16 protein-coding genes and 3 pseudogenes are annotated in these 26,053 nt (G+C 71.8%); 7 read left to right on the forward strand and 12 right to left on the reverse strand.

What is annotated here, in order from left to right:
• Positions 1-37: 37 nt before the first annotated feature.
• On the forward strand, positions 38-7,165 hold the full coding sequence (locus ACT1U9_RS32720; protein ID WP_444536251.1) for an amino acid adenylation domain-containing protein: 7,128 nt from the start codon (positions 38-40) through the stop codon (positions 7,163-7,165).
• Positions 7,162-8,448 carry an MFS transporter gene (locus tag ACT1U9_RS32725; protein ID WP_444536252.1) on the forward strand — a complete coding sequence of 429 codons (1,287 nt, stop codon included), beginning with the start codon at positions 7,162-7,164 and terminating at the stop codon, positions 8,446-8,448. The genes ACT1U9_RS32720 and ACT1U9_RS32725 overlap by 4 nt, the downstream gene beginning before the upstream one ends.
• A gap of 31 nt (positions 8,449-8,479) precedes the next feature.
• Here ACT1U9_RS32725 and pdxR read toward each other — a convergent pair whose 3' ends face one another.
• The 3 genes from pdxR to ACT1U9_RS32740 are packed head-to-tail and all read right to left on the reverse strand — an operon-like array spanning position 8,480 to position 11,388.
• Positions 8,480-9,985, reverse strand: a complete 1,506-nt coding sequence (gene pdxR / locus ACT1U9_RS32730; protein WP_444539313.1) for a MocR-like pyridoxine biosynthesis transcription factor PdxR — start codon at positions 9,983-9,985, stop codon at positions 8,480-8,482.
• A 33-nt stretch (positions 9,986-10,018) separates the two neighbouring features.
• Entirely contained in the window at positions 10,019-10,780 is a 762-nt protein-coding gene (locus ACT1U9_RS32735) for a B3/B4 domain-containing protein (RefSeq protein WP_444536253.1), read from the reverse strand.
• Positions 10,781-10,782: 2 nt separating this feature from the next.
• Positions 10,783-11,388 carry a LysE family translocator gene (locus tag ACT1U9_RS32740; protein WP_444536254.1) on the reverse strand — a complete coding sequence of 202 codons (606 nt, stop codon included), beginning with the start codon at positions 11,386-11,388 and terminating at the stop codon, positions 10,783-10,785.
• A gap of 254 nt (positions 11,389-11,642) precedes the next feature.
• Between ACT1U9_RS32740 and ACT1U9_RS32745 the strand changes: the two genes are divergently transcribed.
• A complete protein-coding gene (locus ACT1U9_RS32745; RefSeq protein WP_444536255.1) occupies positions 11,643-12,026 on the forward strand; it encodes a hypothetical protein in 384 nt (127 codons plus the stop codon).
• A gap of 54 nt (positions 12,027-12,080) precedes the next feature.
• Here ACT1U9_RS32745 and ACT1U9_RS32750 read toward each other — a convergent pair whose 3' ends face one another.
• On the reverse strand, positions 12,081-13,586 hold the full coding sequence (locus ACT1U9_RS32750) for an LCP family protein (RefSeq protein WP_444536256.1): 1,506 nt from the start codon (positions 13,584-13,586) through the stop codon (positions 12,081-12,083).
• Between the two features lie 149 nt (positions 13,587-13,735).
• On the opposite strand from ACT1U9_RS32750, the gene tatA reads away from it, so the two are divergent.
• Positions 13,736-14,014, forward strand: coding sequence for a Sec-independent protein translocase subunit TatA (gene tatA, locus ACT1U9_RS32755; protein ID WP_444536257.1), 279 nt, complete (start codon positions 13,736-13,738; stop codon positions 14,012-14,014).
• A gap of 15 nt (positions 14,015-14,029) precedes the next feature.
• Here tatA and ACT1U9_RS32760 read toward each other — a convergent pair whose 3' ends face one another.
• The 4 genes from ACT1U9_RS32760 to ACT1U9_RS32775 form a co-directional block, all read right to left on the reverse strand.
• On the reverse strand, positions 14,030-14,260 hold the full coding sequence (locus ACT1U9_RS32760; RefSeq protein WP_444536258.1) for a hypothetical protein: 231 nt from the start codon (positions 14,258-14,260) through the stop codon (positions 14,030-14,032).
• Positions 14,261-14,355: 95 nt separating this feature from the next.
• The gene (locus tag ACT1U9_RS32765; protein ID WP_444536259.1) at positions 14,356-14,820 is read right to left on the reverse strand and encodes a sec-independent translocase; all 465 of its coding nucleotides are present in this window, start codon (positions 14,818-14,820) and stop codon (positions 14,356-14,358) included.
• A gap of 133 nt (positions 14,821-14,953) precedes the next feature.
• Entirely contained in the window at positions 14,954-16,681 is a 1,728-nt protein-coding gene (locus tag ACT1U9_RS32770) for a TIGR03767 family metallophosphoesterase (protein ID WP_444536260.1), read from the reverse strand.
• Positions 16,682-16,840: 159 nt separating this feature from the next.
• Positions 16,841-20,890: an nSTAND1 domain-containing NTPase gene (locus tag ACT1U9_RS32775; protein WP_444536261.1), complete on the reverse strand. Its 4,050-nt coding sequence runs from the start codon at positions 20,888-20,890 to the stop codon at positions 16,841-16,843.
• A 560-nt stretch (positions 20,891-21,450) separates the two neighbouring features.
• On the opposite strand from ACT1U9_RS32775, the gene ACT1U9_RS32780 reads away from it, so the two are divergent.
• Together ACT1U9_RS32780 and ACT1U9_RS32785 are read left to right on the forward strand one after the other, a co-directional pair.
• The gene (locus ACT1U9_RS32780) at positions 21,451-21,966 is read left to right on the forward strand and encodes a hypothetical protein (protein ID WP_444536262.1); all 516 of its coding nucleotides are present in this window, start codon (positions 21,451-21,453) and stop codon (positions 21,964-21,966) included.
• 254 nt (positions 21,967-22,220) lie between these two features.
• Positions 22,221-23,324, forward strand: a pseudogene (locus ACT1U9_RS32785) (hypothetical protein); the annotation flags it as partial.
• A 208-nt stretch (positions 23,325-23,532) separates the two neighbouring features.
• Here the strand turns inward: ACT1U9_RS32785 and ACT1U9_RS32790 are convergent.
• Positions 23,533-24,018 (reverse strand): WapI family immunity protein, encoded by a 486-nt coding sequence (locus ACT1U9_RS32790; protein WP_444536263.1) that lies wholly within the window; start codon positions 24,016-24,018, stop codon positions 23,533-23,535.
• 4 nt (positions 24,019-24,022) lie between these two features.
• Entirely contained in the window at positions 24,023-24,136 is a 114-nt protein-coding gene (locus ACT1U9_RS32795) for a YxiG-like protein (RefSeq protein WP_444536264.1), read from the reverse strand.
• Here ACT1U9_RS32795 and ACT1U9_RS32800 point away from each other — a divergent pair.
• Positions 24,123-24,279 (forward strand): annotated as a pseudogene (locus ACT1U9_RS32800) (pirin family protein); the annotation flags it as partial. The gene ACT1U9_RS32795 and the pseudogene ACT1U9_RS32800 overlap by 14 nt on opposite strands.
• Before the next feature lie 278 nt (positions 24,280-24,557).
• On the opposite strand, the gene ACT1U9_RS32805 reads toward ACT1U9_RS32800, so the two are convergent.
• Both ACT1U9_RS32805 and ACT1U9_RS32810 read right to left on the reverse strand, forming a co-directional pair.
• Complete coding sequence (locus tag ACT1U9_RS32805; RefSeq protein WP_444536265.1) at positions 24,558-25,478, reverse strand: hypothetical protein; 921 nt, start codon at positions 25,476-25,478, stop codon at positions 24,558-24,560.
• 388 nt (positions 25,479-25,866) lie between these two features.
• Positions 25,867-26,049, reverse strand: a pseudogene (locus ACT1U9_RS32810) (alkylphosphonate utilization protein); the annotation flags it as partial.
• Positions 26,050-26,053 lie beyond the last annotated feature (4 nt).

Here is a 26,053-nt window from a genome sequence, read left to right on the forward strand (position 1 = left end):
CACCCCGTCGTCCCCGCGCACTTCCCAGGAGAATCCCGTGTACCCCGTTTCCTTCGCCCAGCGACGGCTGTGGTTCCTCAACCGGATGCCCGAGACCGGCCCGGCCTACAACTGCCCCCTCACCACCCGCCTGACCGGCAGGCTCGACCGGGCGGCGCTGGCGGCGGCCCTCGACGACGTGGCCGCCCGGCACGAGGTGCTGCGGACCGTCTACCCCGAGGTCGACGGCGAGCCCGTACAGAAGGTCCTCGACCGGACGCCCGCCCTGCGGGTCGTCGAGACCACCGAGGACGCCCTGGCGTCCGCCCTCGCCGACGAGGCGGGTCACGTCTTCGACCTGGCCGCTGAACTGCCGGTACGGGCCTGCCTGTTCACCCTGGGGGGCGACGAGTACGTCCTGTCCCTGGTGCTCCACCACATCGCCACCGACGGCTGGTCGTGGGGCCCGCTCCTCGGTGACCTGGCCAAGGCGTACGAAGCACGCAGCAGTGGCCGCGAGCCGGAGTTCGCGCCGCTGCCGGTGCAGTACGCCGACTACGCCGTATGGCAGCGCGAGACGCTGGGCGAGGAGGACGATCCGGAGAGCATGATTGTCCGTCAGCTCGGCTACTGGCGTGAGGAGTTGGGCGGGCTTCCGGCGGAGCTGGCGCTGCCGTACGACCGGCCGCGCCCGGCGGTGGCGAGCTTCGCGGGCGGTTCGGTGCCGGTGGAGCTGGACGCCCCACTCCACGCCCGCCTGGCCGAGGTGGCCCGGGAGCAGGGGTGCACCCTGTTCATGGCACTCCAGGCCGGTCTCGCGGTGCTCCTTTCACGACTGGGCGCGGGGACGGACATCCCGCTGGGCACGGTGGTGGCGGGGCGCGATGACGAGGCACTGGACGACTTGGTCGGGTTCTTCGTCAACACCCTGGTGCTGCGCACCGATGTGTCGGGCGACCCCACCTTCGCCGAACTCCTCGACCGCGTCCGCGAGGCGGACCTGGAGGCGTACGAGCACCAGGACGTGCCGTTCGAGCGGGTCGTGGAGGCGCTCAACCCCGAGCGCTCCCTCGCCCGCCACCCCCTCTTCCAGGTCATGATGACCCTGGAGAGCGGTGAGGGCCCGGCGTTCGCGCTGCCCGGTGTGGTCTGCGCCGAGCAGCCGGTCGGCTGGGACGTCGCCAAGTTCGACCTGACCGTGGACTTCCACGAGCGGCGGGACGCGGACGGCGCTCCGGCGGGAATCACCGGAGCGCTGGAGTACGCCACCGACCTCTTCGACCAGGAGACCGCCACCGGCGTCGCCGTCGCGCTCGCCCGCGTACTGGAGCAGCTGACCGCAGACCCCGCGCGTTCGGCCACGCTCGCCGACCCGCTCTCCGAAGAGCAGCGCCACCAGGTCCTCAGCGGGTGGAACGACACCGCGGCCCCGGTGCCCGAGCAGACCCTGCCGGAGCTGTTCGAGGCGCAGGCCGCCCGCACCCCGGACGCGACCGCCCTGGTCTTCCGGGACACCTCGCTCAGCTTCGCCGAGCTCAACACGCGGGCCAACTCCCTCGCCCACCGCCTGGTCGCGCACGGAGTCGGCGCCGAGGACCTGGTCGCGCTGGCGCTGCCCCGCTCGGCGGAGTCGGTGGTCGCGCTGCTGGCGGTGCTCAAGTCCGGAGCCGCGTTCGTCCCCGTCGACACCGACTACCCGGCCGAGCGCATCGCCAAGCTGCTCGCCACCGCGACCGCGGTCGTCACCGACCGCGCCACCGCGCCCGACCTGCCGGCCACGGCCGCCGGCCATGTCCTCGTCGACGCCCCCAGCCGCTTCCCGGCGAGCGACCTCGGCCGCGCGATCCACCCGCACCACGCCGCGTACGTCATCCACACCTCCGGATCCACCGGCGAACCCAAGGGCGTGGTGATCGACCACGCCGGACTGCGCAACCTCTACGCCTTCCACCGCGCTGGCGTCATCGCCCGCGCCGAGGAGCTGGGCGGCGGCCGACGGATGCGCATGGCGCTGACCGCCGCACTCTCCTTCGACACCTCCTGGGAGGGGCTGCTCTGGATGGTCGCGGGCCATGAGCTGCACCTCGTCGACGACGACACCCGCCGCGACGCCGCCGCCCTGGTCCGGCACATCGCCGCGACCGGCATCGACGCGCTCGACGTGACGCCCACCTACGCCGAACAGCTGGTCGAGGAGGGGCTGTTGGACGGTCCGGGCCGCCCGAGCGTGCTGCTGCTCGGCGGCGAGGCGGCGGGCCGGGCCCTGTGGAGCCGGGTCCGCGCCGCCGAGGGCGTGCTCTGCCACAACCTCTACGGCCCGACCGAGTGCAGCGTCGACACCCTGTGGTGGGACGCCGCCGAGAGCGAGGAGCCGCTGGTCGGCCTCCCGCTCGCCAACACCCGCGCCTACGTTCTCGACGAGCGGCTGCGCCCGGTCGGCCCGGGCGTCGCGGGCGAGCTCTACCTCGCGGGCCAGGGCCTGGCCCGTGGCTACCTCAACCGCCCCGCCCTCACCGCCGGTCGCTTCGTGGCCTGCCCGTTCGAGCCGGGCGCGCGGATGTACCGCACCGGCGACCTGGTCCGCTGGGACCGCCAGGGCCGCCTCGACTACCTCGGGCGCGCCGACGACCAGGTCAAGATCCGTGGTTTCCGCATCGAGCCCGGCGAGGTGGAGGCCGCGCTGCGCCGCTGCCCGCAGGTCGCCCAGGCCGCGGTGATCGCCCGCGACGGCGGCCCCGGCGGCAAGCGCCTGGTGGCGTACGTGGTCCCGGCTGCGGACGCCAGCGTGCAGGCGGGCTCCTTGCGCAAGCAGCTCGCCGAGCACCTGCCCGACCACATGATCCCCTCGGCGTTCGTGGCCGTGGAGAGCTTCCCCATGAACCGCAACGGCAAGCTGGACCGCGCCGCGCTGCCCGCGCCCGACTTCACCGCCGAGAGCGCCTCCCGGGCCCCGCGCGGCCCGCGCGAGGAGATCCTGGCGGGACTGTTCGCGCAGGTGCTCGGCGTGTCCTCGGTCGGTGCCGAGGACAGCTTCTTCGACCTCGGCGGACACTCCCTGCTCGCCACCCGGCTGCTCTCCCGCATCCGTTCGGCGCTCGGCGCCGAACTCGGCATCCGTGACCTCTTCCAGCACCCCACCGTCGCCGGGCTCGCCACCCGCCTCGGCAGCGCCGACGGCCCGGCCCAGATGCGTCCGGCGCTCGCCCCGGTGCCGGAGCGCCCCGCCGCCCCGCCGCTCTCGCCCGCCCAGCGCCGTCTGTGGTTCCTCAGCCGGGCCGGCCAGGGCGACGCGTACCACTGCCCGTTCGCCCTGCGGCTGCGCGGCCCGCTCGACGCCGACGCCCTGGCCCTGGCCCTCACGGATGTGACGGCCCGTCATGAGGCGCTGCGCACGGTGTTCCCCGAGACGCACGGCGAGCCGTACCAGCGGGTGCTGCCCGCCGCCGAGAACGCGGTCCGTCTGGACGTCGTCCCCTGCGGTCCCGAGGGGCCCGGCGCCGCCCTCGGCGCCCTGCTGTCCGAGCCCTTCGACCTGGCCGCCCGCCCGCCCCTCCGCGCGGCGCTCTACCGAACGGCCGAGGACGAGCACGTCCTCGCGCTCGTCGTGCACCACATCGCCCTCGACGGCTGGTCCTGGGGCCCCCTCTTCAACGATCTTGCCGAGGCCTACGAAGCGCGTCGCGACGGGCGTGCGCCCGAGTTCGCGCCGCTGCCGGTGCAGTACGTGGACTACACGCTCTGGCAGCGCGAGCTGCTGGGGGAGGAGGACGACCCGGCCGCGCCGATGTCCCGTCAACTCGACTTCTGGCGCGAGGAGTTGACCGGACTTCCGGCGGAGCTGGAGCTCCCGTTCGACCGGCCGCGACCGGCCGCGCCGGGCTTCACCGGCGCGGCGGTGCCGGTGGAGCTGGACGCGGAACTCCACGCCCGTCTGCGGGGACTGGCCCGTGAGCACGGCTGCACCCCGTTCATGGTGGTGCAGGCCGGTCTCGCCGTGCTGCTGTCGCGGCTGGGCGCCGGCGGCGACATCCCGATCGGCACCCCGGTGGCCGGGCGCTCGGACGAGGCGCTGGACGATCTGGTCGGGTTCTTCGTCAACACGCTGGTGCTGCGTACGGATGTGTCGGGCGATCCCACCTTCGCCGAGCTCCTCGGCCGGGTCCGGGAGGCGGATCTGGAGGCGTACGAGCGGCAGGACGTGCCCTTCGAGCGGGTCGTGGAGGCGATCAACCCCGAGCGCTCCCTCGCCCGCCACCCCCTCTTCCAGGTGATGCTCCAGGTCCAGGACGGCAGCGACGGCGCACTGGAGCTGGCCGGTCTGGACGTCCGTCCCGAGCCGTTCCGCTTCGACGTGGCCCAGTTCGACCTGACCGTGGACGTCCAGGAGCGATACACCGACGACGGCGCCCCGGCGGGCATCGCCGGACACGTGGAGTACGCGGCCGAGCTCTTCGACCGGGCCACCGTCGAGAGCGTCGCCGCCGGGCTGAGCCGGGTGCTGGGACAACTCGCGACCGAGCCGCACCAACCCGTCGCCGCCGCCGACCCGTTGACACCGGCGGACCGTCACCGGCTGCTGACGGAGTGGAACGACACCGCGCTGCCCGTTCCCGCCGCCACCGTGCCCGAGCTGTTCGCGGCGCAGGCGGCCCGCACCCCGCAGGCCACCGCGCTCGTCCACGAGGGCACCCGGCTCACCTTCGCCGAGCTCGACGCCCGCTCCAACCGCCTCGCCCACCGCCTGATCGCCGCCGGCGCCGGGCCGGAACGGGTGGTCGCGCTGGCGCTGCCCCGCTCGGCCGACTCCGTCGCCGCGCTGCTGGCCGTCCTCAAGGCGGGCGCCGCCTTCGTCCACCTCGACACCGAGTACCCCAGCGAGCGGATCGCCCATATGCTGGCCGACTCCGCCCCCGCGCTCCTGGTGACCGACACCGCGACCGCCGCAGGGTTGCCCCTGGACGGCACCGCCCGTCCGCCCCGGATCCTCGTCGACGACGAGGCGGCCATGGCCGCGCACCCCGCCGACGGGCCGGGCCGGGCGCCGCGTCCCGGCGACGCCGCGTACATCGTCTACACTTCCGGCTCCACCGGCCGCCCCAAGGGCGTTGTCGTCGATCACGCGGCCCTGCGCAACCTCCACGCCTTCCACCGCGCCCACACCATGGCCGCCGCCGAACAGGCCACCCCAGAACGGCAGTTGCGGGTGGCGCTCACCGCCTCGCTCTCCTTCGACGCGTCCCTTGACGGCCTGATGTGGCTGGTGGCCGGGCACGAGCTCCATCTGATCGGCGACGCCGTCCGCCGCGACGCGGCCGCCTTCGTCCGCCACATCGCCACGGCCGCCCTCGACGTCGTCGACGTCACCCCCACCCACGCCGCGCAACTCGTCGAAGAGGGGCTGCTCGACACCCCGCCGAGCGTGCTGCTCATCGGTGGCGAGGCCGCGGACGAGCAGCTGTGGAGCCGACTGCGCCGCACCGACGGACTGATCGGCTTCAACCTGTACGGGCCCACCGAGTGCACCGTCGACGCCCTGTGGTGGCAGACCTCCGGCAGCGAACGCCCGCTGATCGGCGAGCCGGTCTCCAACACGCGCGCCTACGTGCTGGACCACGCCCTGCGCCCGGTGGCGCCGGGTGTGCGCGGCGAGCTCTATCTCGCCGGGGCCGGGCTCGCGCGCGGCTACCTCGGCCGGCCGGGGCTGACCGCGGAGCGGTTCGTGGCCTGCCCGTTCGAGCCGGGCGCGCGGATGTACCGCACCGGCGACCTGGTCCGCTGGGACCGCCAGGGCCGCCTCGACTACCTCGGCCGGGCCGACGACCAGGTCAAGATCCGCGGCTTCCGTATCGAACTCGGTGAGATCGAGGCCGCTCTCGCCGGCGCCCCGGGCGTCGCGCAGGCGGCGGTCGCCGTGCGAGGTGACGGGCCGGGCGACGACCGCCTGGTCGGATACGCCGTCCCGGCACAGGGATCCGCGGCTCCTGAACCGGACGCGCTGCGGGCCCACTTGGCGGCCGTGCTGCCCGACCACATGGTGCCGTCGGCGTTCGTCGTCCTCGACGCGTTCCCGCGTACGCCCAACGACAAGCTCGACCGGGCGGCGCTGCCCGCACCGCAGGGCGCCCGGACGGCGGGCGTGGCTCCCCGGACCCCTCGGGAGAAGGCCATCGCGGCCCTGTTCGCCGAGGTCCTTGGCCTGCCGGAGGGCGGCGTCGGCGCACAGGACGGCTTCTTCGCGCTCGGCGGCCACTCCCTGCTGGCGGCCCGGCTCATGTCCCGCGTCCGGGAGACGCTGGGCGAAGAGCTGGGCGTGCAGGACCTGTTCGCCGCCCCGACCGTCGCGGGCCTCGCCGCCCGCACGGGGAGCGGCCGCACCGACGACGAGCCGTCGGCGCCGCTGATCACCCTTCAGCCCGGCACCGACTCGGAGCCCCCGCTGTTCTGCGTCCACCCGGGCGCCGGCATCGGCTGGGTCTACCGGGAACTCCTGGACCACGTCGGACCCGACCGGCCCGTACACGCCCTGCAGGCCCGCACGCTGAGCGAGCCGGGGGCGCGGCCCGCGAGCGTGGCGGAGATGGCCGACGACTACGCGGCCCTCATCCGCACGGTCCAGCCGACCGGCCCGTACCACCTCCTCGGCTGGTCCTTCGGTGCGCTGGTCGCACACGCGGTCGCGGTGCGGCTGCGCGAGGCAGGGGAGGAGGTGGCGCCGCCGGTGCTGCTCGACGGCTACCCGGGCGCGGAGGCGGGGCCCATGGCGGACCCGCTGCGGGAACTGCTCGACTCGCTCGGGTACATGACCGGATCACTCCCCGGCACCGGGCCGCTGTCCCCGCCGGACTTCCTGCGCACGGCCCGTACGGCGGACGGCCCGCTGGCGGCGCTCGACGAGCGGACGGTCGCCGCGCTGGGCGAGACGTTCGTCCACCACGACACGCTCGCGGTGGCCCACCGCCCCGGCGTGTTCGACGGGGACCTCACCCTTGTATCGGCCGCGCACGAGTCCGACGCACCGGATCCGCAGACCTGGCGGCCCTACCTGACCGGCCGGATCACGCACCATCAGGCGCCCTGCACCCACGGCGAGATGATGACGCCGAAGCGGGCCTCTCAGATCGGGGCGCTGCTGCGCCAGGCGCTGGGCGGTCAGGCACTGGTCGGCGAAGCGCTGGTGGGCCGATGAGCGCGGCGACGACGGCCCGGCAGGAGAAGGCGTCGGGCCCCCTGCGCCACCGGGACTTCCGGCTGCTGTGGACGGGGGAGTCGGTGAGCCAGTTCGGCAGCGCGGCGACCCGCGTCCTGCTGCCGCTGATCGCGGTGGACGCGCTCGGCGCCGACTCGTTCACCATGGGCCTGCTCAATGCCGTCGCATGGCTGCCCTGGCTGCTCATCGGCCTGCCGGTGGGCGCTTGGACGGACCGGATGCGCCGGCGGCCGGTGATGATCGTGTGCAACACCGTCTCGGCGGCCCTGATGCTCTCCCTGACCGTCGCGGCCTGGCTGGACGCCCTGACGACCACTCAGCTGCTCTTGGTGTCACTGCTGTTGGGCACGGCCGATGTGTTCTTCCGGGCGGCTTACAGCGCGTATCTGCCGGCTCTGCTGCCCGCCGAGCAACTCGCGGACGGCAACGCCCGGTTGCAGACCAGCGAGTCCGCCGCCGAAGTCGTCGCCCCGGGCGTGGGCGGCGCTCTGGCCCAGGCCGGGAGCGCGGCCGTCGGTTTCCTCGCCGACGGGCTGAGCTTCCTGGTCTCGGCCGTACTGCTGGCCAGGATCCGCACCCCGGAGAGCCCGCCGGGCGGCGAGGAGCGCGCGCCCGGGGAGAAGGGGTTGGTGCGGGAGATCCGCGACGGCGTCGGCTTCCTCGCCGGTGATCCGTTCCTGCGGACGATCCTCGTCTGCGACGCGGCGATGAACCTCTTCCTCGCCGGTGCCCAGTCCCTGGCGATCGTGTTCCTGCGTCGTACGGTCGGCGCCGACGGCACCGTCGTCGGTGTGCTGATCGCCCTGGCCGGGCTCGGCGGTGTGCTGGGCGCGGTGCTCGCGCCGCGCCTGGCCCGCCGGGTCGGCACGGCCCGCGCGGTCCTGCTGTGCGCCTTCGGCGCCGGTCCGTTCGGCCTGTTGATCCCCCTGACCGGGGGCGGCGCGGGGCTGCTGGCCTTCCTGGTGGGCGAGTTCTGCCTGATGGCCGGGATCGTCGCCGGAAACGTCGTCATCGTCAGCTTCCGCCAGGCGTACTGCCCGCCCGAGATGCTCGGCCGCGTCAGCTCCGGCATCCGCTTCGTGATGTACGGAACAGTGCCGATCGGCAGCCTGCTGGGCGGCGCCCTCGGCATGGCCGTCGGCGACCGCGACGCCCTGTGGATCCTGTACGCGGGCAACGCCCTGTGCGCGCTGCTGCTGTTGAAGGGACCCCTGCGCACCCTGCGGGACCTGCCGGTACCGGTGTCGGAGACCCCGAGGTAGCCGACGCGGCGCCCGGCGCCTCAAACAGACGTCATCCCAGCTCGCGCAGCACCTCGCCCAGCGTCGCCACCCCCTCGGTGATCGCGCCCGGCGAGGTCGCGGCGTAACCGAGTACGAGGCCGGGGCGGCCGGGGAGTTGGGTGTGCCACGACAGCGGCTGGCACTTGACGCCCCGGGCAAGTGCTACGGCGGCGAGAACGGTGTCGGGCACCTCGGGTGTGTAGGTGAGCGTCAGATGCAGGCCCGCGGCGGCGCCGTGCACGGTCGCGCCCGGCAGGTGCGCGGCGATGGCATCGATCATCGCGTCGCGGCGGCGCCGGTGGCGCCCGCGCAGCAGGCGCAGATGCCGTTCGAGATCGCCGGACTCCATCAGCTGGGCGAGTACCAGCTGAGGCAGCACGGGGTTGCCCAGGTCGACGAAGCGCTTGGCATCCGTCAGTGCGTCGCGGTAGCGGGGAGGAGGCACCACCCAGCCGATGCGCAGGGCGGGCGCGAGCAGCTTGGAGACGCTGCCCGAGTAGCACACCCGGTCGGCCAGAAGGGACCGCAGCGCGGGCACCGGCGGCCGGTCGTAGCGGTGCTCCGCGTCGTAGTCGTCCTCGATGATCAGCCCGCCGTCCTCCGCCCAGCGCAGCAGCTCGCGGCGGCGCTCGCCGCTGGTCACCACACCCATGGGGAACTGGTGCGCGGGGGTGAGCAGGACCGCGCGGGCGCCGGTCGCGCGCAGGGCGTCGACGCGTACGCCGTCGTCGTCGACCGGCACCGCAGGCGTGGCCAGACCCCCGTTGCTCAGGTGCTGCCGGGCGCCGAGCGCACCCGGGTCCTCCACCGCGACGCTGTCGATGCCGTCGGCCCGCAGTACGGGATGGAGCAGGGTGAGGGCCTGCGCGGTCCCGGCCACGATCAGCACCTCGTCGGGCTCGGCCCGGATCCCGCGGCCGCGCGCCAGCCAGTCCGCGACGGCCCGGCGCAGCCGCAGGTCCCCGCGCGGGTCGCCGTAGCCGAGCTGGTCGGCGGAGAGCTCGGCGAGCACGGCCCGTTCGGCGCGCAGCCAGGCGGTCCGGGGGAACGCGGCGAGGTCGGGCCGGCCGGGCGTGAAGTCGATACGGGCGGGAGCGGCGCGCAGCGCGTCGAAGACGTCGGCGCCGGGCGCGTCCGCGAAGAGCGCGCCCGACGCGGCGGCCGGGGCGGGCGCGGTCGCGGGGCGAACCGGCGGTGGCTCCTGCGGTGCGGCGACCACCACCGTGCCGCCGCGCCGCCGTCCCTCGACCTGGCCGTCCTCGGTCAGCCGCCGGTACGCCTCGGTGACCACGCCCCGGGAGACACGCAGTTCGGCGGCGAGCACACGGGTGGGCGGCAGCCTGCTGCCCACTGCCAGTCGCCCGTCGGCTATCGCCTGCCGCAACCGCCCGGCGAGCCAGTCCGCCTTGCCGCCCACGGGGGCGGTGCCCGCGTCGAGTTGCAGGAAGTCGGAGCCGTACGCGGGTGATGCGCCGTCCGGCGCCGCCGAAGTGGCTGCGGCGGCCGTCGCACCCATCGCCCGTTCCCCCTCGTTCACCGGCTCATGGTGTCATGCGCCGCCGGGCCTGCTGTACGACGGGAGTATCGGGCCGTCCGTCGGCGCGCACGCCTGGTCGTCGAAGCCGAACTCCGGTGCGGAGGCGGTGAGAAGCGCCGCCGTGGGCTCGACGGACCAGTGCGCGGCGAGCTCCCGGGTGATCGCCCGCAACAGCTCCGGCACGACCTGCGCGCCGCTGTCGTGCATGGCCTCTGCCACCACCAGGATCCGGCTGGTGTGCCGGCCGACCGCGGAGTGCCCGCTCTGCCGGTTGGTCCAGCGGCGGGCGTGCGCGTGTCCGGCGGAGTCGACGAAGGTCACCTCGCCGGGGGCAGGATGCTCGATGTCACCGCCGAAGGTCGTGTACTGCTCGTCGCCACGGGCGTAACGCACCTCCAGGAGCGGGCCGGTGATGCGATCGGCGTCGAGGACCGCGATCGGCACGGCGTACGCCACCGAGATCGCGTTGCACAGGTCGACCACCGGATGGATATGCGGCAGTGCCCCCTCCTTGCGCAGCCGCCGCAGCAGCGACTCCGAGGCGCAGCGGTACTGCGTGGGCCTGAGCCCCATCCGCGTGAACGTGCGCCGCCAGGCCAGGACTTCGGGGAACGCGCCCTCGGCGGATCCGGCCAGCCGGGCCGTGGCCCGGGACGTGTACGCCGCGACTGCGGGGCCGGTGTCGACTGCGGGGTGGATGCCGGTGGTGTGGAGCACCGCGGCCGTGAGTTCGGGATAGTCGGACCGGATCGCGTCCGAGTGTCGGAAGCGCATGCTCACGCCACCGCCAGCCGTGCGCCCAGGCCCAGGAAACCGACGGCGAACACCCGGCGCAGACCGGTCATCACCTTCGGCCGGGCGAGCACGTGGTCGCGTACGGAGGCCGCGCACATGCCGTACGCGGCGAAGACCGCGAAGGTCAGCGCCATGAACACCGCGCTGAGCCGCAGCATCGCCTGGAGGGAGCCGGGCTCGTCGGCGGGGACGAACTGCGGCAGGAACGCGACGAAGAACATGGTGAGCTTGGGGTTGAGGAGGTTGACGAGGATCCCGGAGGCGATCACTTGGCTCGTCGGACGGGGCTCGTCCCCGGTCTCCACCGCGAGCGCGTCCTTGTCGCGCAGGGTCGCCCACGCCATGTACAACAGGTAGCCGACACCGGCGTACTTGACCACGTCGTACGCGACCGGGCTGGTGCGCAGCAGAGCGGCGAGACCCGTGACGGTCGCCAGGAGATGCGGTAGGACCCCGAGGGTGCAGGCCAGAGCGGCGACGACGCTCGCCCGGCGGCCGTGGGACAGACCGGCGGACAGGGTGTACAGCACACCGGTGCCGGGAGTGGCGACCACCGCCAGGGTGGTCAGCAGGAACGCACTGCTCAAGGGGGCCTCCGAAAGGTTCAAGGTCCTCTCACCCTGCCGTGGCCATGGTCCCGCGGACAGGGCCAAAGTGCGTGGGGTTGACCAGTCCATAACTCGGCCCCTCTTCCCGGGATACCGGGGCCCGTGCGTGCGCGGGTAATGGCCAGAACATCACGTTCAGCCTTATATCCACTAAATGGACTGATTCCGGAAGGACTTGGGCAGTGTGTGGCCAAGCGGGTGGGTAAGCAACAGTTTCCCAAAGGGGGGAATCCATGACGGAAGATCAGTCGGGCGCCGCAGTGCGCGGGGGGAGCCCGGACTCGGCAGTCGATCGGGTGGCCGACTTCTACGGCGCCTACATCGATGCGGTCGACGACGGAACCGATGACCTGGGCGCGGAGCTTCGCGCTCACTTCCTCACCGAGGACCTCCGCCAGCGTCTGGCCGCCTGGGAGGAGGCCAATCACGCCGACGGCGTCCTGCGCGCCCAGGACGTGCCCACCCACTGGGAAGTGCGCTACCACGACTCCGGTGCGGGGCACCTGTTCACCACCGTCACGCTCACCTGGGGTACCGGCCCGGACGCCGGTCACACCCGGCTGGCGGTGCAGAGCGACCTGAGCACCAAGCTCATCTCGGACATCGAGGACGGGTGACCCGGACCCCGGCACCCGCACCTCCCCGGGACTGCTTCGTCCAGGACGTTCGTATCATCCGTACGAGAGGTTGGAGCAGGGGTCGTCGTCGGCGGAGCGGGCGCCGTTCGCCACGTCGGAGGGCACCGTGGTCGGTGTGGGCGAGGCGGCGGGATTCGCGGCGTATGCCGTGCCGAGGATCACGCTGATGCCGGTGGCGGTCGCGGACTGCTGCACGTCCGCGCCGGGGAAGAGGCGGGCAACGGTGTCGGCCTGGTCCCTGTGGCCGGACTCGTACTTGATCACCGTGCTCTCGTGGCTCTGGCTGGCGGCCGTCGCGGTGCCGGTGACGGTGAAACCGTGCTCGGTGAGGGTGTCGGCGGCGCGCGAGGCCAGACCCGTCTCGGTGGTCCCGTTGTAGACGGCGACCGAGATGCCCTTGCCGGAGACCTGCTCGGTGGCGCCAGGGGAAGGGGAGCCCGCGGCCTGCTTGTCGGGGCGGCCGCTGGCGTCCTTCCCGTCCAGGGTGCGGTCGGCCTTCAGGACGGCCCACAAAGCCTCGGCGTCCGGGTGCACGATCGCGACCCGGGCGCCCTGGTAACGCCAGGGAAGGGTGACGAACTTGGTGTTGTGCAGGTCGATGCTCTTCAGCGACATCGCGAACGAGAGCATCTTCCGCGCGGAGCCCAGCCCCGGATCCACCGTCAGCGACTTCGTCGCCGCATCCGCGAGCGGCAGCAGCCGGGTGGGGTTCAGACCGTCGCTCTTCACCTTCTTCAACAGGGCTGCGACGAACGCCTGTTGGCGCTTGATCCGCCCTATGTCGGAGCCGTCGCCGATGCCGTGCCGGATCCGTACGTAGTCCAGGGCCTTCTGGCCGGCCACCGTCTGCGGACCCTTGGCGAAGATCTGGTCCCCCCGGGTGGCCCGGTTGGGGTTGAGGTCCTTCTGGTAGACGTCCTGGGGCAGGCAGACCGGGACACCGCCGACGGCCTTGGTCATCTGTGCGAAGCCCTTGAAGTCGACGACCACGGTGTGGTCGACGCGCAGCCCGGTCAGCTTCTCCACCGTGTTCTGCGTGCAGGCGGGGTTGCCCTTGGCGCTCTGGCCCACCGAATAGGCCTCGTTGAACATGGTGTTGTGCTGTCCCTTGGTCCAGCTTCCGTCGGGCAGCCTGCACGGCGGGATGTCGACCAGGGTGTCGCGGGGGATGGAGACCGCGACCGCGTGCTTCTGGTCGGCGTAGGTGTGCAGCAGGAACGCCGTATCCGAGCGGCCGATGTCGTCCTTGTCGCCGCCGCCCAGGTCGCTGTTGCCGTCCGTGCGCGCGTCCGTCCCGATGACCAGCACGTTCGAGCCGTGCGTGGAGGCAGGAGGCCGGTCGCCGGAGACGCCGTCCGCGCTGAAGGTGTCGATGTTCCCGTCGAGCTTGACGTAGATCCAGCCCGCGCCCGCGGTGAGCAGGACCAGCATCGCGACCGCTATCGCGATACCGATCTTCACCTTGCTGACCTTCTTGCGCCGCCCGGTCCCGGTGCCCTGGCCCTGAAGGCGGTTCGACCCCCCGCGCCTGCCTGCCATGTGCGCGCCCCCTCGTCCGTGTGACTGAACCCATGAGGAGAGACGGTCGGCCCCACCCAATAGTTGTACAGTTGCGCAATATAGCAAGTGTTTTTGAGGGTGCCGCCTCGCCGAGGTGGCACCCCTATCGGTGAGGGAAGGTGGACCGCGTGCTGCGCAACGGACTGGAGCCCTGGCATCTGCTGGTCGTGGCGATCGTGATCATTCTGCTGTTCGGCTCGAAGAAACTCCCCGACACCGCCCGCGCGTTGGGCAAGTCGCTACGCATCCTGAAGAGTGAAGCCAAGGCGATGAAGCGGGACGGCACTCCGGCCGCCGCGCCGGAACCCGCCCCGGCCGAGCAGGCGGCGCCGCGCACCATCCGGGCGGCCCCTGGCGACAGCGCCTCGGCCCGCCCGGTCGCGGAGAACCCCGGCACCGCCCGCTGATCCGGCGACCGCGTGTCAGGGGCTGGCCACATCGAATCCGTAGCGCAGGGGCTCCTGGATTACGCGGGAGTCGCGCCGGTAGACGTACAGCGCCTCCACCTGGGCACCCCCGGTCGGGCCGTCGACCGCGCAGGGGTAAGTGACCTGGATCACCCCCGGCCGGTCGGCGACCCGCATCCGCAAGCCGTGCGCCGGGCCGCCGTCGAGCACCGCATCCTCGCAACCCGCCATGCCATTAGCGTTCATGGCCACACTTTAAAGGTTGCGCAATAGTTAAAGTGTCGTGAGGTCCGTCACGCGGGGGTGCGGTGAGCAGGCACGACATCCGACAGGTCCGGCGGCTAGGTCGCGTCGGGGTCGAAGGCGGGGTGCGCGGGCGGCGCCGCCTCCCCGTCCTTCGTCAGCCGAACGGGGGCCGGCGCCGACCCGGCCTGATCAGGGCCTGCCGAGGAGGTGCGCCCCGCGGCGCCGTCGGCCGCGCCACGCACCGCGTCGGCGACCTCCGTGAGCTCCGGACGCGGATCGAGCGCGCTGCGGATCTCGTCCAGACCCAGTACGTCGCCCTCGCCGTTCAGGACGTGCTTGCGTACGAACGTCTTGGGGTGCAGGTCCTCGAAGTCGAAGTCCTTGAACTCCGGGCCCAGTTCGGAGCGGATCTCCTGCTTCGCGTTGTCGGAGAACTCCCGGATCTTGCGCAGGAAGCCCGTGACGTTCCGGATGACCTCCGGCAGCTTGTCCGGGCCGAACAGGAGGACCGCGAGGATCGCGATCGTGACGAGCTCCATCGGACCCACATCGGTGAACACCCTGCTACTCCTCGGCCCATCGCTGTCCCTGGCGCCCGGTGCGGTGCCGGGCTGCCGCTTCCCCTCGCAACACTTTAGAGGTTGCGCAACTAATGGAACTATAGCGAGCAGGTGTGCAGGTCGTCCGGCCGCGTCACCTGCCGGGGTGGGCCAGCAGCAGCTCGGTGTTGTGGTCGGCGGAGGAGCCGAGCTTGACGGCAGGGGTGGCGTACGGGTCGTTGTACGACAGCTCGCGGTAGAGCGCCGCGAGCCCCCGGTCGGAGGTGTCGGCGAAGTCCGTCGCGTAGGGCGCCGAGGACTCGATGAGGGTGGTGAAGAGCGACAGGGAGCCGTCGCCGTTGTCCGCGATCTCGATGATCCGGGCGTGCTGCGGATAGTCGATGTGGGACGCGGTGTTGATCTCCCAGAAGGCGCGCTCGGGCACGGCGTGGCCGTGCGGGGTGATCCGGTTCTCGTGGGTGTGCCCGTTCACCCACGCCACCACGTTCGGATAGCGCTGCAGCATCGACACCAGGGCGTTGCCGTCGTGCCGCCCCTCGAAGGGGTGGTACGGGTCGGGCAGCAGGTTGCCCATGGTGGTGCTGGTGTGGTGGCTGAACAGGACGATGAGCGAGTCGGAGGATCCACCGCGCACCACGTGTCCGTCGGTGTCGTACCAGCGGCTGCTGTGCGACTTGAGGACCGACTCCAGCCACTTGAGCTGCGCGGTGCCGAGTGAACCGTCCGCGAATCCGGCCCGGTTGGTGGTGTCCAGGCTGATGCCGAGGACACCGCTCGCCAGCGGGAAGGTGTAGTACAGGTGCCCGCTGCTCGCCGCGTCCGAGGTGAAGCCGTGGCCGACCGGGCCGGCGCCGGTGTAGGCGGGGTCGAGGTGCGCCTTGGCGAACTCCTTCGGGGTGAAGGGGCGCCGGCGTTCGTCCGGGGTGACCTTGCGGATCGCGCCGCCGTCGCCGAGCAACTGCCCCAGCAGGAGCACCGCCTGGGCCGGGTCGTGCTTCAGCGCGTAGGCGAGCTTCGCCGCGGTGGCGTCGTCGCAGCCCTCGATCTTGCGGTCACCGGTGTAGAGGTCGTTGAGGAGGCCGAGGTCCGGCAGGCTGCCCTCGATGCTGTCGTCGTGGTTGCCCACGGTCGTGTACCACGGGACGCTCAGGCCCGGGGCGTCGAAGGGACGGCCCGCGCCCGCCAGGAAGCCGGGGATCTGCGGAAGCCCCTTGGCCTTGTAGGAGTCCTGGAAGGAGGACTCCGGGTTCCAGTAGGACGCGCTGCCGGAGTTCTGCACGCCCTCGTAGCGCGAAGGGTCGCCGCTGCTCGGGGTGATCCGGCCACCGCTCATGAGGGACAGGTACCAGTCGAGCTCGATGAGCTCGTGGTTGTCGGTGTTGTCGCCGGTGGCCATCACCATGCCGAACGGCAGCCCGGTGTAAGGGCCTTGGCGCACCGAGTTGACCCGCTCGACCAGGGCGGAGGCGCCGCGCACGGTCAGCGCCTCCTGCGGGCGGTAGGCGCTGTCGTTGTACTGGGCCAGGTACTCGAACCGTACCGGCGACTCGGTGTCCGCCACGTGCAGGTCGGTGAACTGCACGAAGGAGGCGAGCCCGGTGCGGCGGTCGTCGCGGCCCGCACCGGCGCCGGCCAGCTCCCCGCGCACCACGAGCGGCCAACCGGGGCCTGCCACGAGGCGTTTGTACGGGCCGCTGCCGACGGGCATCGCGGCCTGTTCCAGCGTGGTTCCGCCGATGCGTACGGCCCGCGCGGCGGTGGCCGCGAGGGCCCGGTCCTGCGCCACCGTCGACCACAGGGCCGCACCCGCGGCCGCAGCGGACATTCTGGACACGAACTGACGGCGGCTCATTCCGCGCATGGCTATCCCCCTGGTGGTACTGGTCGTTGAGACGCGGACGACGTCGACGCGCGGCGCAAACACTACTGATTGGTAGCCGTATGTACAGGGGGTCGGACGGAAACTTGAGGGAAACAGGAGATCGCGAATGTGTCCCTGACGCTTGAGACCGGCGCGAGGTCAGTCAGCTGCGGACACCGTGGGACAGGGAGATCGGGGGTGCTGTCCGGGGAAGTAGGTGTTCCGCTCCGGCGAGGTCAGGTCGCGGCCGGAGGCGGTGCAGATTTTGCGGATGGCCGCTGCCGGGTCGCTGGGGGACACGCTCCACTGACGCAGGGTGCTGTCCTCGCCGGTGGTGAAGAGGCTGCGGCCGTCGTGGCCGAAGAGGACCCTGGTCACGGGGCCGGTGTGCCCGCTGAGTATGGCGAGCGTCGCGTAGTTGTGGTGCTCCGTCACGTCCCACAGACGTACGGTGAGGTCGGTCCCCGCCGTGGCCATGGTGCGGCTGTCGGGGCTGAAGGCGATGTCCCGGACCGTTTCGGCGTGGCCGGTGAGGACCGCGCGGCGACGGCCCGTGGCCACGTCCCACAGCCGTACCTGTTTGCCTTCCGCGATGGCCAGGGTGCGGCCGTCGGGGGTGAACACGAGGGGTGTGAGGGAGGACTTGGTCCCGCTGCCGTCGCACGGGGTGGTGAAGGCGGTGCGGAGACGGCCCGTGGCCACATCCCAGAGCGTCACCCGTTGACCGTCACGGGCCGCCAGGGTGCGGCTGTCCGGGCTGAACACGATCTGCCGCATCTCCTCGCACAGGCTGTCCCCGACTGGACTCCTGGGGGATGGCGACGTGCTCGCCCGGCCGGGGTCGGGGGTGAGTGTGGTGCGCAGGCGTCCGGTCGCCGTATCCCACAGACGTAGCGCTGTGCCATTGCCGGTGGCCACGGTGCGGCTGTCGGCGCTGAACGCCACGGTTTGGTCCCATTCCTTGCTGCCGGGCAGGGTGACGCGGAGGTGTCCGGTCGCGATGTCCCACAGGTTCAGCGTTCTGTCGCGCGCGGAGACGGTGGCTCTGGTGCGTCCGTCGGGGCTGAGCACCGCGTTCACTACTCCGGTGTGGTCGTCCGTACGGCCGGTGCTGACATGGCCCGAGGCGGGGTCCCACAGCCGTGTGTCCAGTCCGCCCGCGAGGGCGAGGGCGCGGCCGTCCGGTGTGAAGGCCAGATCCTGGACCGCTTCCATGCGGGTGCGGTCGGGCAGGGTGGCGCGCAGATCTCCGGTCGCGGTGTCCCACAGACGCGCGGTGGCATCGCCGGTGGCCAGGGTGTGGCCGTCGGGGCTGAGGGCGACGGCGTTGAGCTCCTTGGTGTTGCTGGTGAACAGGGTGCGGGTGCGGCGGCTGCGGGTGAGGTCGTTGAGGCGGACCGTGCCGTCGCCGCTGACGGTGGCGACGGCGTGTCCGTCGGGAGCGACCGCCAGCGCCCCCGGGCGGTCGGTGTATCCGCTGAGGGCGGCCACGCTCCGTCCGGTGGCCACGTCCCAGACGGAGGAAGCCCCTTGGTCTTCGAAGCGGCCGGAAGATCCGGCGGCGGCGAGGGTGCGGCCGTCGGCGCTGAACGCCAGGTCGTAACCCCCCTTGCCGTCCCTCAGCGTACGTACGTCGCCGTCGGCGGGGTTCCACAGCCGCACGGTCCCGCCGTATCCCGCCGCGACCGTGCGCCCGTCCGGACTGAACCGCAGCACCCCGATCACGCCGGAGTTCCCCTTCAGTGTCGCGGTCGTACGGCCGGTGGTGGTGTCCCGCACTCGCACCGTCCCGTCGAAATGGCCCAGGGCGACCGTGCGCCCGTCGGGGCTCAGTGCCGGCGGGAAGCCGATGTGGGTGGCTACCGGAAGGGTGCGCACCTGCCCGTCGGCCGGATCCTTCAGCCGTACCGTCGCGTCGTAGTCGTCCGGGGCGGTGGCATGCTCGTTCCCGGTCATGGTCGGCACATCGTCCGCCCCGACGATCAGGGTGCGCGCGTGGCCGGTCGACGGCTCCCACTGGCGTAGGGTGCCGTGGCCGAGAGAGGCCGTCAGGGTCCGGCCGTCACGGTCGAACGCCAGGATCTCCGGCGCGTAGGGCAGGTCCTTGAAAGCGATCCGGGCCGACGTACGACCGGAGGCCGTGTCCCATACGCGCACCGTGTTGTTCGCGGTGCCGACGGCGAGGGAGCGGCCGTCGGGACTGTACGCCAGGGCGTACACCGTCGTCCCGCCACCGCTCTTGGCCGGGGCGCTCACCTTGGCCAGGGTGCGGGAGCGGCCCGTCGCGGTGTCCCACAGCCGCACTGCCCCGTTGCTGCTGCCCGCCGCCAGGGTTCGGCCGTCGGGGGCGAAGGCCACCACGCTCGCCTTGCCCTCCGCGGCGCCGAAGGCGAGGCGGCGCTGGAGCGGGAGGGCGGCGGCCGCGTACAGACTGGCCGACGCCTCCGCGGTGGGGTTCGTACGGTAGGCGGCGACGGCCAGCAGGGAGGCCAGGTCGGGGTCGGTCGCCAGCAGCGTCTGCGACTGAGCCGCCAACTGCCGGGACTGGGCACGGTGGTTCGCGGCGACGGCGTCCTTGCGCTGCCCCCAGGCGAGCCCGGCCGCCACCAGCGCCAGCACGACGAGCACCGCCAGTACCGCCGCGGCCGCCTGCCGGAGTCGGTGTTCCCGGGCCGTCGCCGCCCGGCTCGCCGTAAGGAACTCCCGCTCCGGCAAGGTCAGCTCCGATGCACCGCCGTCCGCGCCGAACGCTTTCCACGCCGTTTCCAGCCGCCCGCCCCGCAGCAGCGCCCCGCGGTCGCGGTCCTGTTCCCGCCATGCCTGGGCGGCGTCGGTGAGCCGGCGGTGCAGACGCAGCCGTTCGCGGTCCTCGTCGATCCAGCCGCGCAGGCGAGGCCAGGCGGTGATCACGGCCTCGTGGGCGAGGTCGACCTGGTCGTCGTCGAGGGTGATCATGCGGGCGCGGGCCAGCTGTTCCAGGACGGTGGTGGTGTCGTCGGGGTGGCCGAAGTCAAGTTCGGCGCGGGCGACGGGGCGGCGGGTGTCGGGGGTGTTGTCGCCGGGGGTGATCAGGCGCAGCAGGATCCGCTGCGCGCACACGGCCTGGTGGTCGTCGAGGCGGGTGTAGAGGGTTTCGGCGGTGTGGGCGACGGCGCGGTCGAGCGCGCCCGCTGCTTCGTAGGCGTCGAGGGTGAGGGTGCGGGCGGTGCGGTGGTGCCAGGTCTCCAACAGGGCGTGCGACATCAGGGGCAGGGCGCCCGGCTCGGCCGAGACGTCGTCGATCAGGCGGGCAGTCAGGGTGCGTTCGACGAACAGGCCGTGGGCGGCGGCGGGTTTGACGATCGCTTCGCGCAGCTCGTCCGGGCTCATCGGCCCGACGGGCAGGCCCGCTTCGCGCAGGACCTCGGCAAGGCCGGGGTGTTGGAGGCAGTGGGTGTAGAAGTCGGCGCGCACCCCGAGCACCACACGTAGGCGGCTGTCCGGATGCCGGGCGGCCAGGACCAGATCGATGAACGCCTCGCGTTCGTCTGCATCGGTGCAGAGGGCGAATACCTCCTCGAACTGGTCGATGATCAGGAAGGTGTCCTCTCCGCCCTCCCTGGTTGGCTCGGTGTTGCGGGGTGTGAAGAGTTTTTCGTGCTCGTCGGCGGGGTGGGGACCTGGTGTGCAGATCCGCAGGGCCACGATGCGCAACCCGCCGGTGGGATCCGGGTGTTGGAGGCGTGGGATGAGGCCGGCGCGCAGCAGGGAGGACTTGCCGCTGCCGGACGGGCCGACGACCACGCTCACCCGCTGGCGGGCGACGAGGTCGACGAGCTGGTCGGTGATCGCGTCGCGGCCGAAGAACAGGGCACTGTCCGCCGGTTCGTAGCGGGCCAGTCCCCGGTACGGAGCAGGACCGTCCGCCTCCTGTTCGGCACGGGCGGCTGCTGTCTCGCGCCGGACCGCCTGTTCCGCCTGGTGCCAGCGCTGCTCCCACGCGTCGCGGTCCGCGCCCCCGCCGCAGGCCTCGACGTAGGCGAGAGCGACGGCCAGGGAGGGCAGCTTCTGCCCTGCGGCTGCCTGGGAGAGCACGGAGGGCGAGTATCCGCTCTGTTGCGCCATCGCCCGGTAGGACGAACCCGCGCCGTGACGCAGCCCGCGCAGAGCAACGGCGAACCGCGCAACCGGCCCCGCGTCCGGGTCCAGCGGCTTTTCGGGCCGTGCCATCGCATCCCCCTGTGCAACTGAGCGGTTCCCGTGGGTGATCAAGGGCACCCACGCTAGGTGATGGCCGCCCCGGGCCGACAAGGCACCCCCCGGCCACCTGCCGCACGCCGTATCCGTGCCGGGGGAGGGGTTGTTCGGCCTGGCGGGAGCGGGGTGCCGAACAATCCGGCGGCTGCTGGACTCGGTGACCGGCACCGCGTGTCCTGGGCGTGAGCCGTCCGCCCAGGACACGACGGGCACCGAAAGTGAGGCCTGGGCCGGTCCGGGGGGCCACTGCTGCTGCGTGATGTGGCGGATTCGGGATGCCGCCGTGTCGGCGGCGGGAACCGTCGTTGCCGGGCGGCCGTCGTATCGCCATCGTGGCACCAGACTGACGGCGCAGGGAATCAGGGGGTGTTGTGAGACGGAAGATCGTCGTGCCGTTCTTCGTATGTGTCAGCGGCGTGGCCGCTTTGCTCGGTGTGTCCGGCTGCGGACACACCGAGACGGAGGGTGCCGCTCCCCCCGCGTCTCTCAACGCATCGGGCACCCCTTCTCATCAGGGGGCCAAGCCGTGTCCGATGACGGATGACGCGCTGAAACAGCCGTCGGCGCCGCCGACGGTCATCGACGGGGTGGGCGAGAACACGCCTGCGGCGACCCGTATCTCGCAGGCCGTGGGCGACCAGGGGTACGGGGCGTATGGGGATGTGTACGGGACGCACGCCAACGACTTCCCGGTGGGCCGGGTCGCGCTGTGCGTCACCGACCTCGCGCGCGGCCGTGACCTGGTGAACGCGGCGGCGAAGGCCGATCCGGGAGCGGACCCGAAACTCGTGGACCTGTATACGAGCCGGTACGCGCACCGGGTACTGGAGAAGGCCGTCGACAAGGTCTTCGGCCGGAAGTTCGACTTCCCCCTCTACTCCGCCAGCGCGACGACGGACGCCTCGGGCATCCGCGTGACCACCAATGCCGCCGGGGCTGGTTCGGCGGCGTTCCGGCGCACCCTGGAGAAGGCGACCGGAGGCATCCCGGTCGTGGTCGCACGGGGCGCGCCCGCCGTCGACGCGGTCGGCCGAAGTCTGTCCCCGTGAGTGGTGAGCGCTCCGGGAGTATGACCTCAACCCTGGCTCGGGTTGTCCGAGATCCTTCACCCGGGCATTGTCACCGGTCCGACTGCCGCTGTGCTGACGGGGGTTGGTGAGGGCCTCGATGGTTGGGTGTCACCGGACCGTGTTGCGGGGGAGTGGCGTGCTGACGGTGTCGCAGCCGCCGTGGGGGACGGAAAAGTCTTTGGCCGGTCGCCACTGAGCTGCGATGATGCCCCTGTTGCCCAAGCGGAGGACGTTTGTTCGTTTTTGTGTGCGTGGGGTGCGGCGCCGAGTTGACCGCCCCGTTGTCGCAGGTTGCCCTGCCAACCCACGCCCATCAGAAGTACGGGAACGGGATTCGGCTCCCGGTGCTCATGGATCCGGGCACGTACGCCGTGAATCCGGAGCCCTGGGGGCCACCGTGGCGGAGGTGGGAGGAGATCGATCCGGATGAGGTGGCGGTGCGGGGTGTTTACGCACCGGTCCGTGCGGTGTCGGACGGTGCGCCCGGTGCCGTCGTCATCGCACCCGGAGACACGCGCGGCACCGTACTCATCCCGGATATGCGCGGCGGCGCTTGTTGCGGCCTTACCGGGGCCGACGGCCCCAACATGGCCTGCGAGGCGTGCGGCCTGCCCGCGGCGAGCCGGATCGACGACTGCTCGCTCTGGCAGGCGGTATGGCTCGCCCCCAACGCCGTGCGCCGCAGCCCCGCAGGCAACGTCGACTCCGCACCGCTCTCCTGGGCGGAGCTGACGGCGGAAGGGAAGGGCACACCCCCGTTCGAGCCGATCGCCACGTGGGGAGGGCGGTTGGGGTCGAGCCACTTCTGGTCATGGAGTCCGCAGTGGGAGGCGGTAGCCGGCCGGGCGCTCGCCCACCTGCTGGCGGCCTCGCAAGGACGGCCGGTGACCGTCCCGGACGGCCTGACCGAGGAGGTGTTCCAACGCGCGCTCGACGCCCTGTTGCCCAAGGGTGCGCCGCCGCGGCATGCCGTCCTGGCCGGACCGGGACTGTCCGCCCCTGGCGCGGACGCCGACATCCTCCTCGTACCGACTCATCCACAGACGGGCGAAGCCTGGACCCCGGCCGACCCGTCCGCCTCGGCATACCGGGTGCCGCTGCCGTTCGGCGTGTGGCTGTGGCTGGCCTTCCCCGAGCCATATCTGCCCGTCCCCGCATCGGGAAGGATGCCCGAGGACGTCCTGCGCGACGACCCACCCGCGCCGCGCCCCCGCTACCTGTTCCGGGTCGACCCGGAGGTGTTCCAGCACACCTTGGTCCGGCTGTCGGCCGTCCGTAGCCCGTGGCTGCGCGAGATCCTCGACAACCTCACGCCGCACATGCGCGCTCGCCTCTTCTGGCCAGCTGGCCAGCTGGCCGTGCGTCGGCCCAGGCGGAAGCACGGTCCCCGACGAACTCAGCGATGGAGGGGAACTTGTCGTAGTGACCGGCGGTGTGTGCAGGGAACTCGACAACAGGCAGCGCCAGAAGCGGTGGTTTGGCGAAGGCGGACGATCAAGTTGGCGGAGGCCGCGTGGGCCTCGTGGTGCGCACCAACGCGGGCGGTCAGCGGGGCGGGAAGGGATTCAGGGCGAGATCCCACTCGTCAGCCGCGTGGAGCAGCGCGGCGGTGTCCATCCTCACCTCCACGACGTACTGGTAGATGTCATCCCGGTCATCTTCCTGTTGCCATGGGGGTGCTGCCTCCAGGGACAGATGGATGCGAATCACCGCCGTCCCCTCCTCGCTTCGGTCGGCGAGGCTGAAGGCCACGAGCGGCTCGATGAACGACGTGTCCGGGGACAGCTCACCGTCGGTATCAGGTGCTGTCACGGTCACGGTCCCCGCGGCCACCGCGCGCAGCCACGCGGCCACCTGGCGAGCCTCGTCGGTGAGCAGACACGGCTCGGTGAAGGACCAGCAGCCCTCGGGAGTCGTCACCGTGCCATCGACGACGAGCCAGTTGTCGTCGTACGAGTCGCCCCGGACCGTGGCGAACTGATAGCGCACCGGACGGAGGTCGACACTGCTTTCGGGATCGCTCAGGAGCATTGAGTCAGTCCGTGATGAACGGGGCGTAGCCGACGGGAACTTCGGTGACCCGCAGGTCGGAGAAGAGCAGGGTGAGCCGGTGGGTGTTGGTTTCGATGAGGACGTGGTGGACCTTCATCGGCCGGTCAACCGAGGATATCGCACAGGCGCGTTCGGAGTGGATGAGCGGCAGCCGCTTCGGGGTGGTCAGGGTGTACGACGGCGCTCGCGGCCCCCGAACTCCCGCCGGTGCCGCTGAAACCGCGGGGACGAGTGCGCTGACCTGGCCTGATATCCGACCAGCGCGAAACGGCCGCAGTCATGGAACGTGACACCGAAGGCGGCTGATCCGAGGCGAAGGAAGACCCCCTCAACCGACTCGGTGGAGGGGGTCCGCCGTCGAGGGTTTGATCTTCTGTGGCAGGGTCCGGCAATCCGGATGCTGACTCAATGCCGACTTTTCTGACTCAGTGTCAGATGTGATGCCAGGGCGTATCAATGCTGGGTGCCTGCGGATGGCGAGCCTTGCCGCTAGCACGGCGCGTCGCGCTAGCCGAACTTCAGGCGCGGCCGTCGAACGTCGGCCCGAGCAGGACCTGGGCCCAGCGAGCCGGTCCCTCGCCGGGATCGCTGACGCAGAACCAGAGGGTGCAGGTGCCGGACGGGTCCTGGAGCGTGGTGAGTTCGCCGGCCCGGCCGTTCCTGGGGAGTTCGGGACCTCGGCCGCGTTCGACGGGGATCGCGCTGGGGGTCATGGGCAGCGGAGGGTTCAGCGCGTCCGAGCGGCGGGGAAGCAACCGGAGCTGAGCACCTGTCTCCGACTCGAACTGGCCGCCGTTCGCGCTTCCCGGGCCGACGCCGGACACGCCAGGAGACCCTTCTCCGTGGACGCCGATGCCCAGCGTGCTCTGTCCGCGGACGCCAGGGGCGAGGGTGCTCTTGCCTTCCACACCGAAGCTGTTCTCGCTCTCGCCGCGTACCCCGCCGTCGTCGCCCTTGCCCCGGACACCGATGCCGTCGGCCCTGCCGAGCACGGCCGATGGATCCGCAGCCTCCCAGGCGGTGTCCCTGGCCGCGCCCTGTGCATAGCCGAGCACGCCGGGTGTGCCGCGCCCGAAGACGCCGGGCAGGGTAGTGCCGCCCGCGCCCAGCACGCCCGCCTGCACCTGCTGTTCCTGCGCCCTGTCGCGGAGTGCGCCGTGTACGTAGCCGACGACACCGTTCGCCCCGGTGGCGACCATTCCGTTGCCGGCAGTCTGGCCGGGGAAGGCAATGGTCCCCTTGGCATTGATGGCGTCCACCCCCTCGGAAACGCCCCGCAGCACCTTGTCGTTCTCGATCGCCACCCGCAGCACGAAGTCCTCGCCATAGCCGTCGAGCGCTCCGTCCCCTCCCTTGGCAACCAGGATGGTGCGCTCCTCGCTCTCGTTGGTCCGCCCCACGACCATGTCGTCCCCGGCGTTGTCGGCTCCCGATCCCATCGCTGTCCCCCCCCTCGGACGTCAGCCTGCCTTCTGCTCCAACTCCCTTATACGGGTTGGGAAGGCGGACTAACCCGGCCCCGACGGAGTCTGGTTCCGTGAACTCCAGTTCACGTCCGCGGGTGACCGCTCGGGTGACGTCTTGACCAGGGGTAGCGGGCCGTGTCTCCCCCGCGCAGCTCGGCGGCGCCCGGAGCTCGGCAATGAATCGGGGCGGCAGGGCCTTCGCGCAGAACACAGCCCCCCGCCTGCTGGGGCATCGGAGACTTGGACTACCCCGCTCTGGAATGGCGCTGTCCGGGCGGTGCGAGGTTGGCGCGCCGCCTGCACGGGTGGGGCCTTGGCAGCCTGAAGGGCGGCGCGGGAGCTCTCCTCGCGCCGACTCGGATCAAGCCTTTTTGACCACGCTGGACTTGAGCTGCATGGCGCCGAAGCCGTCGATCTTGCAGTCGATGTCGTGGCCGTCGGCGCCGTCGATCAGCCGGATGTTGCGGACCTTCGTACCGGCCTTGATCCCCGACGGGCTGCCCTTCACCTTGAGTGCCTTGACGACGGTCACGGTGTCGCCGTCGCTG

Source organism: Streptomyces sp. BR1 (assembly GCF_052373795.1).
GTDB lineage: Bacteria > Actinomycetota > Actinomycetes > Streptomycetales > Streptomycetaceae > Streptomyces.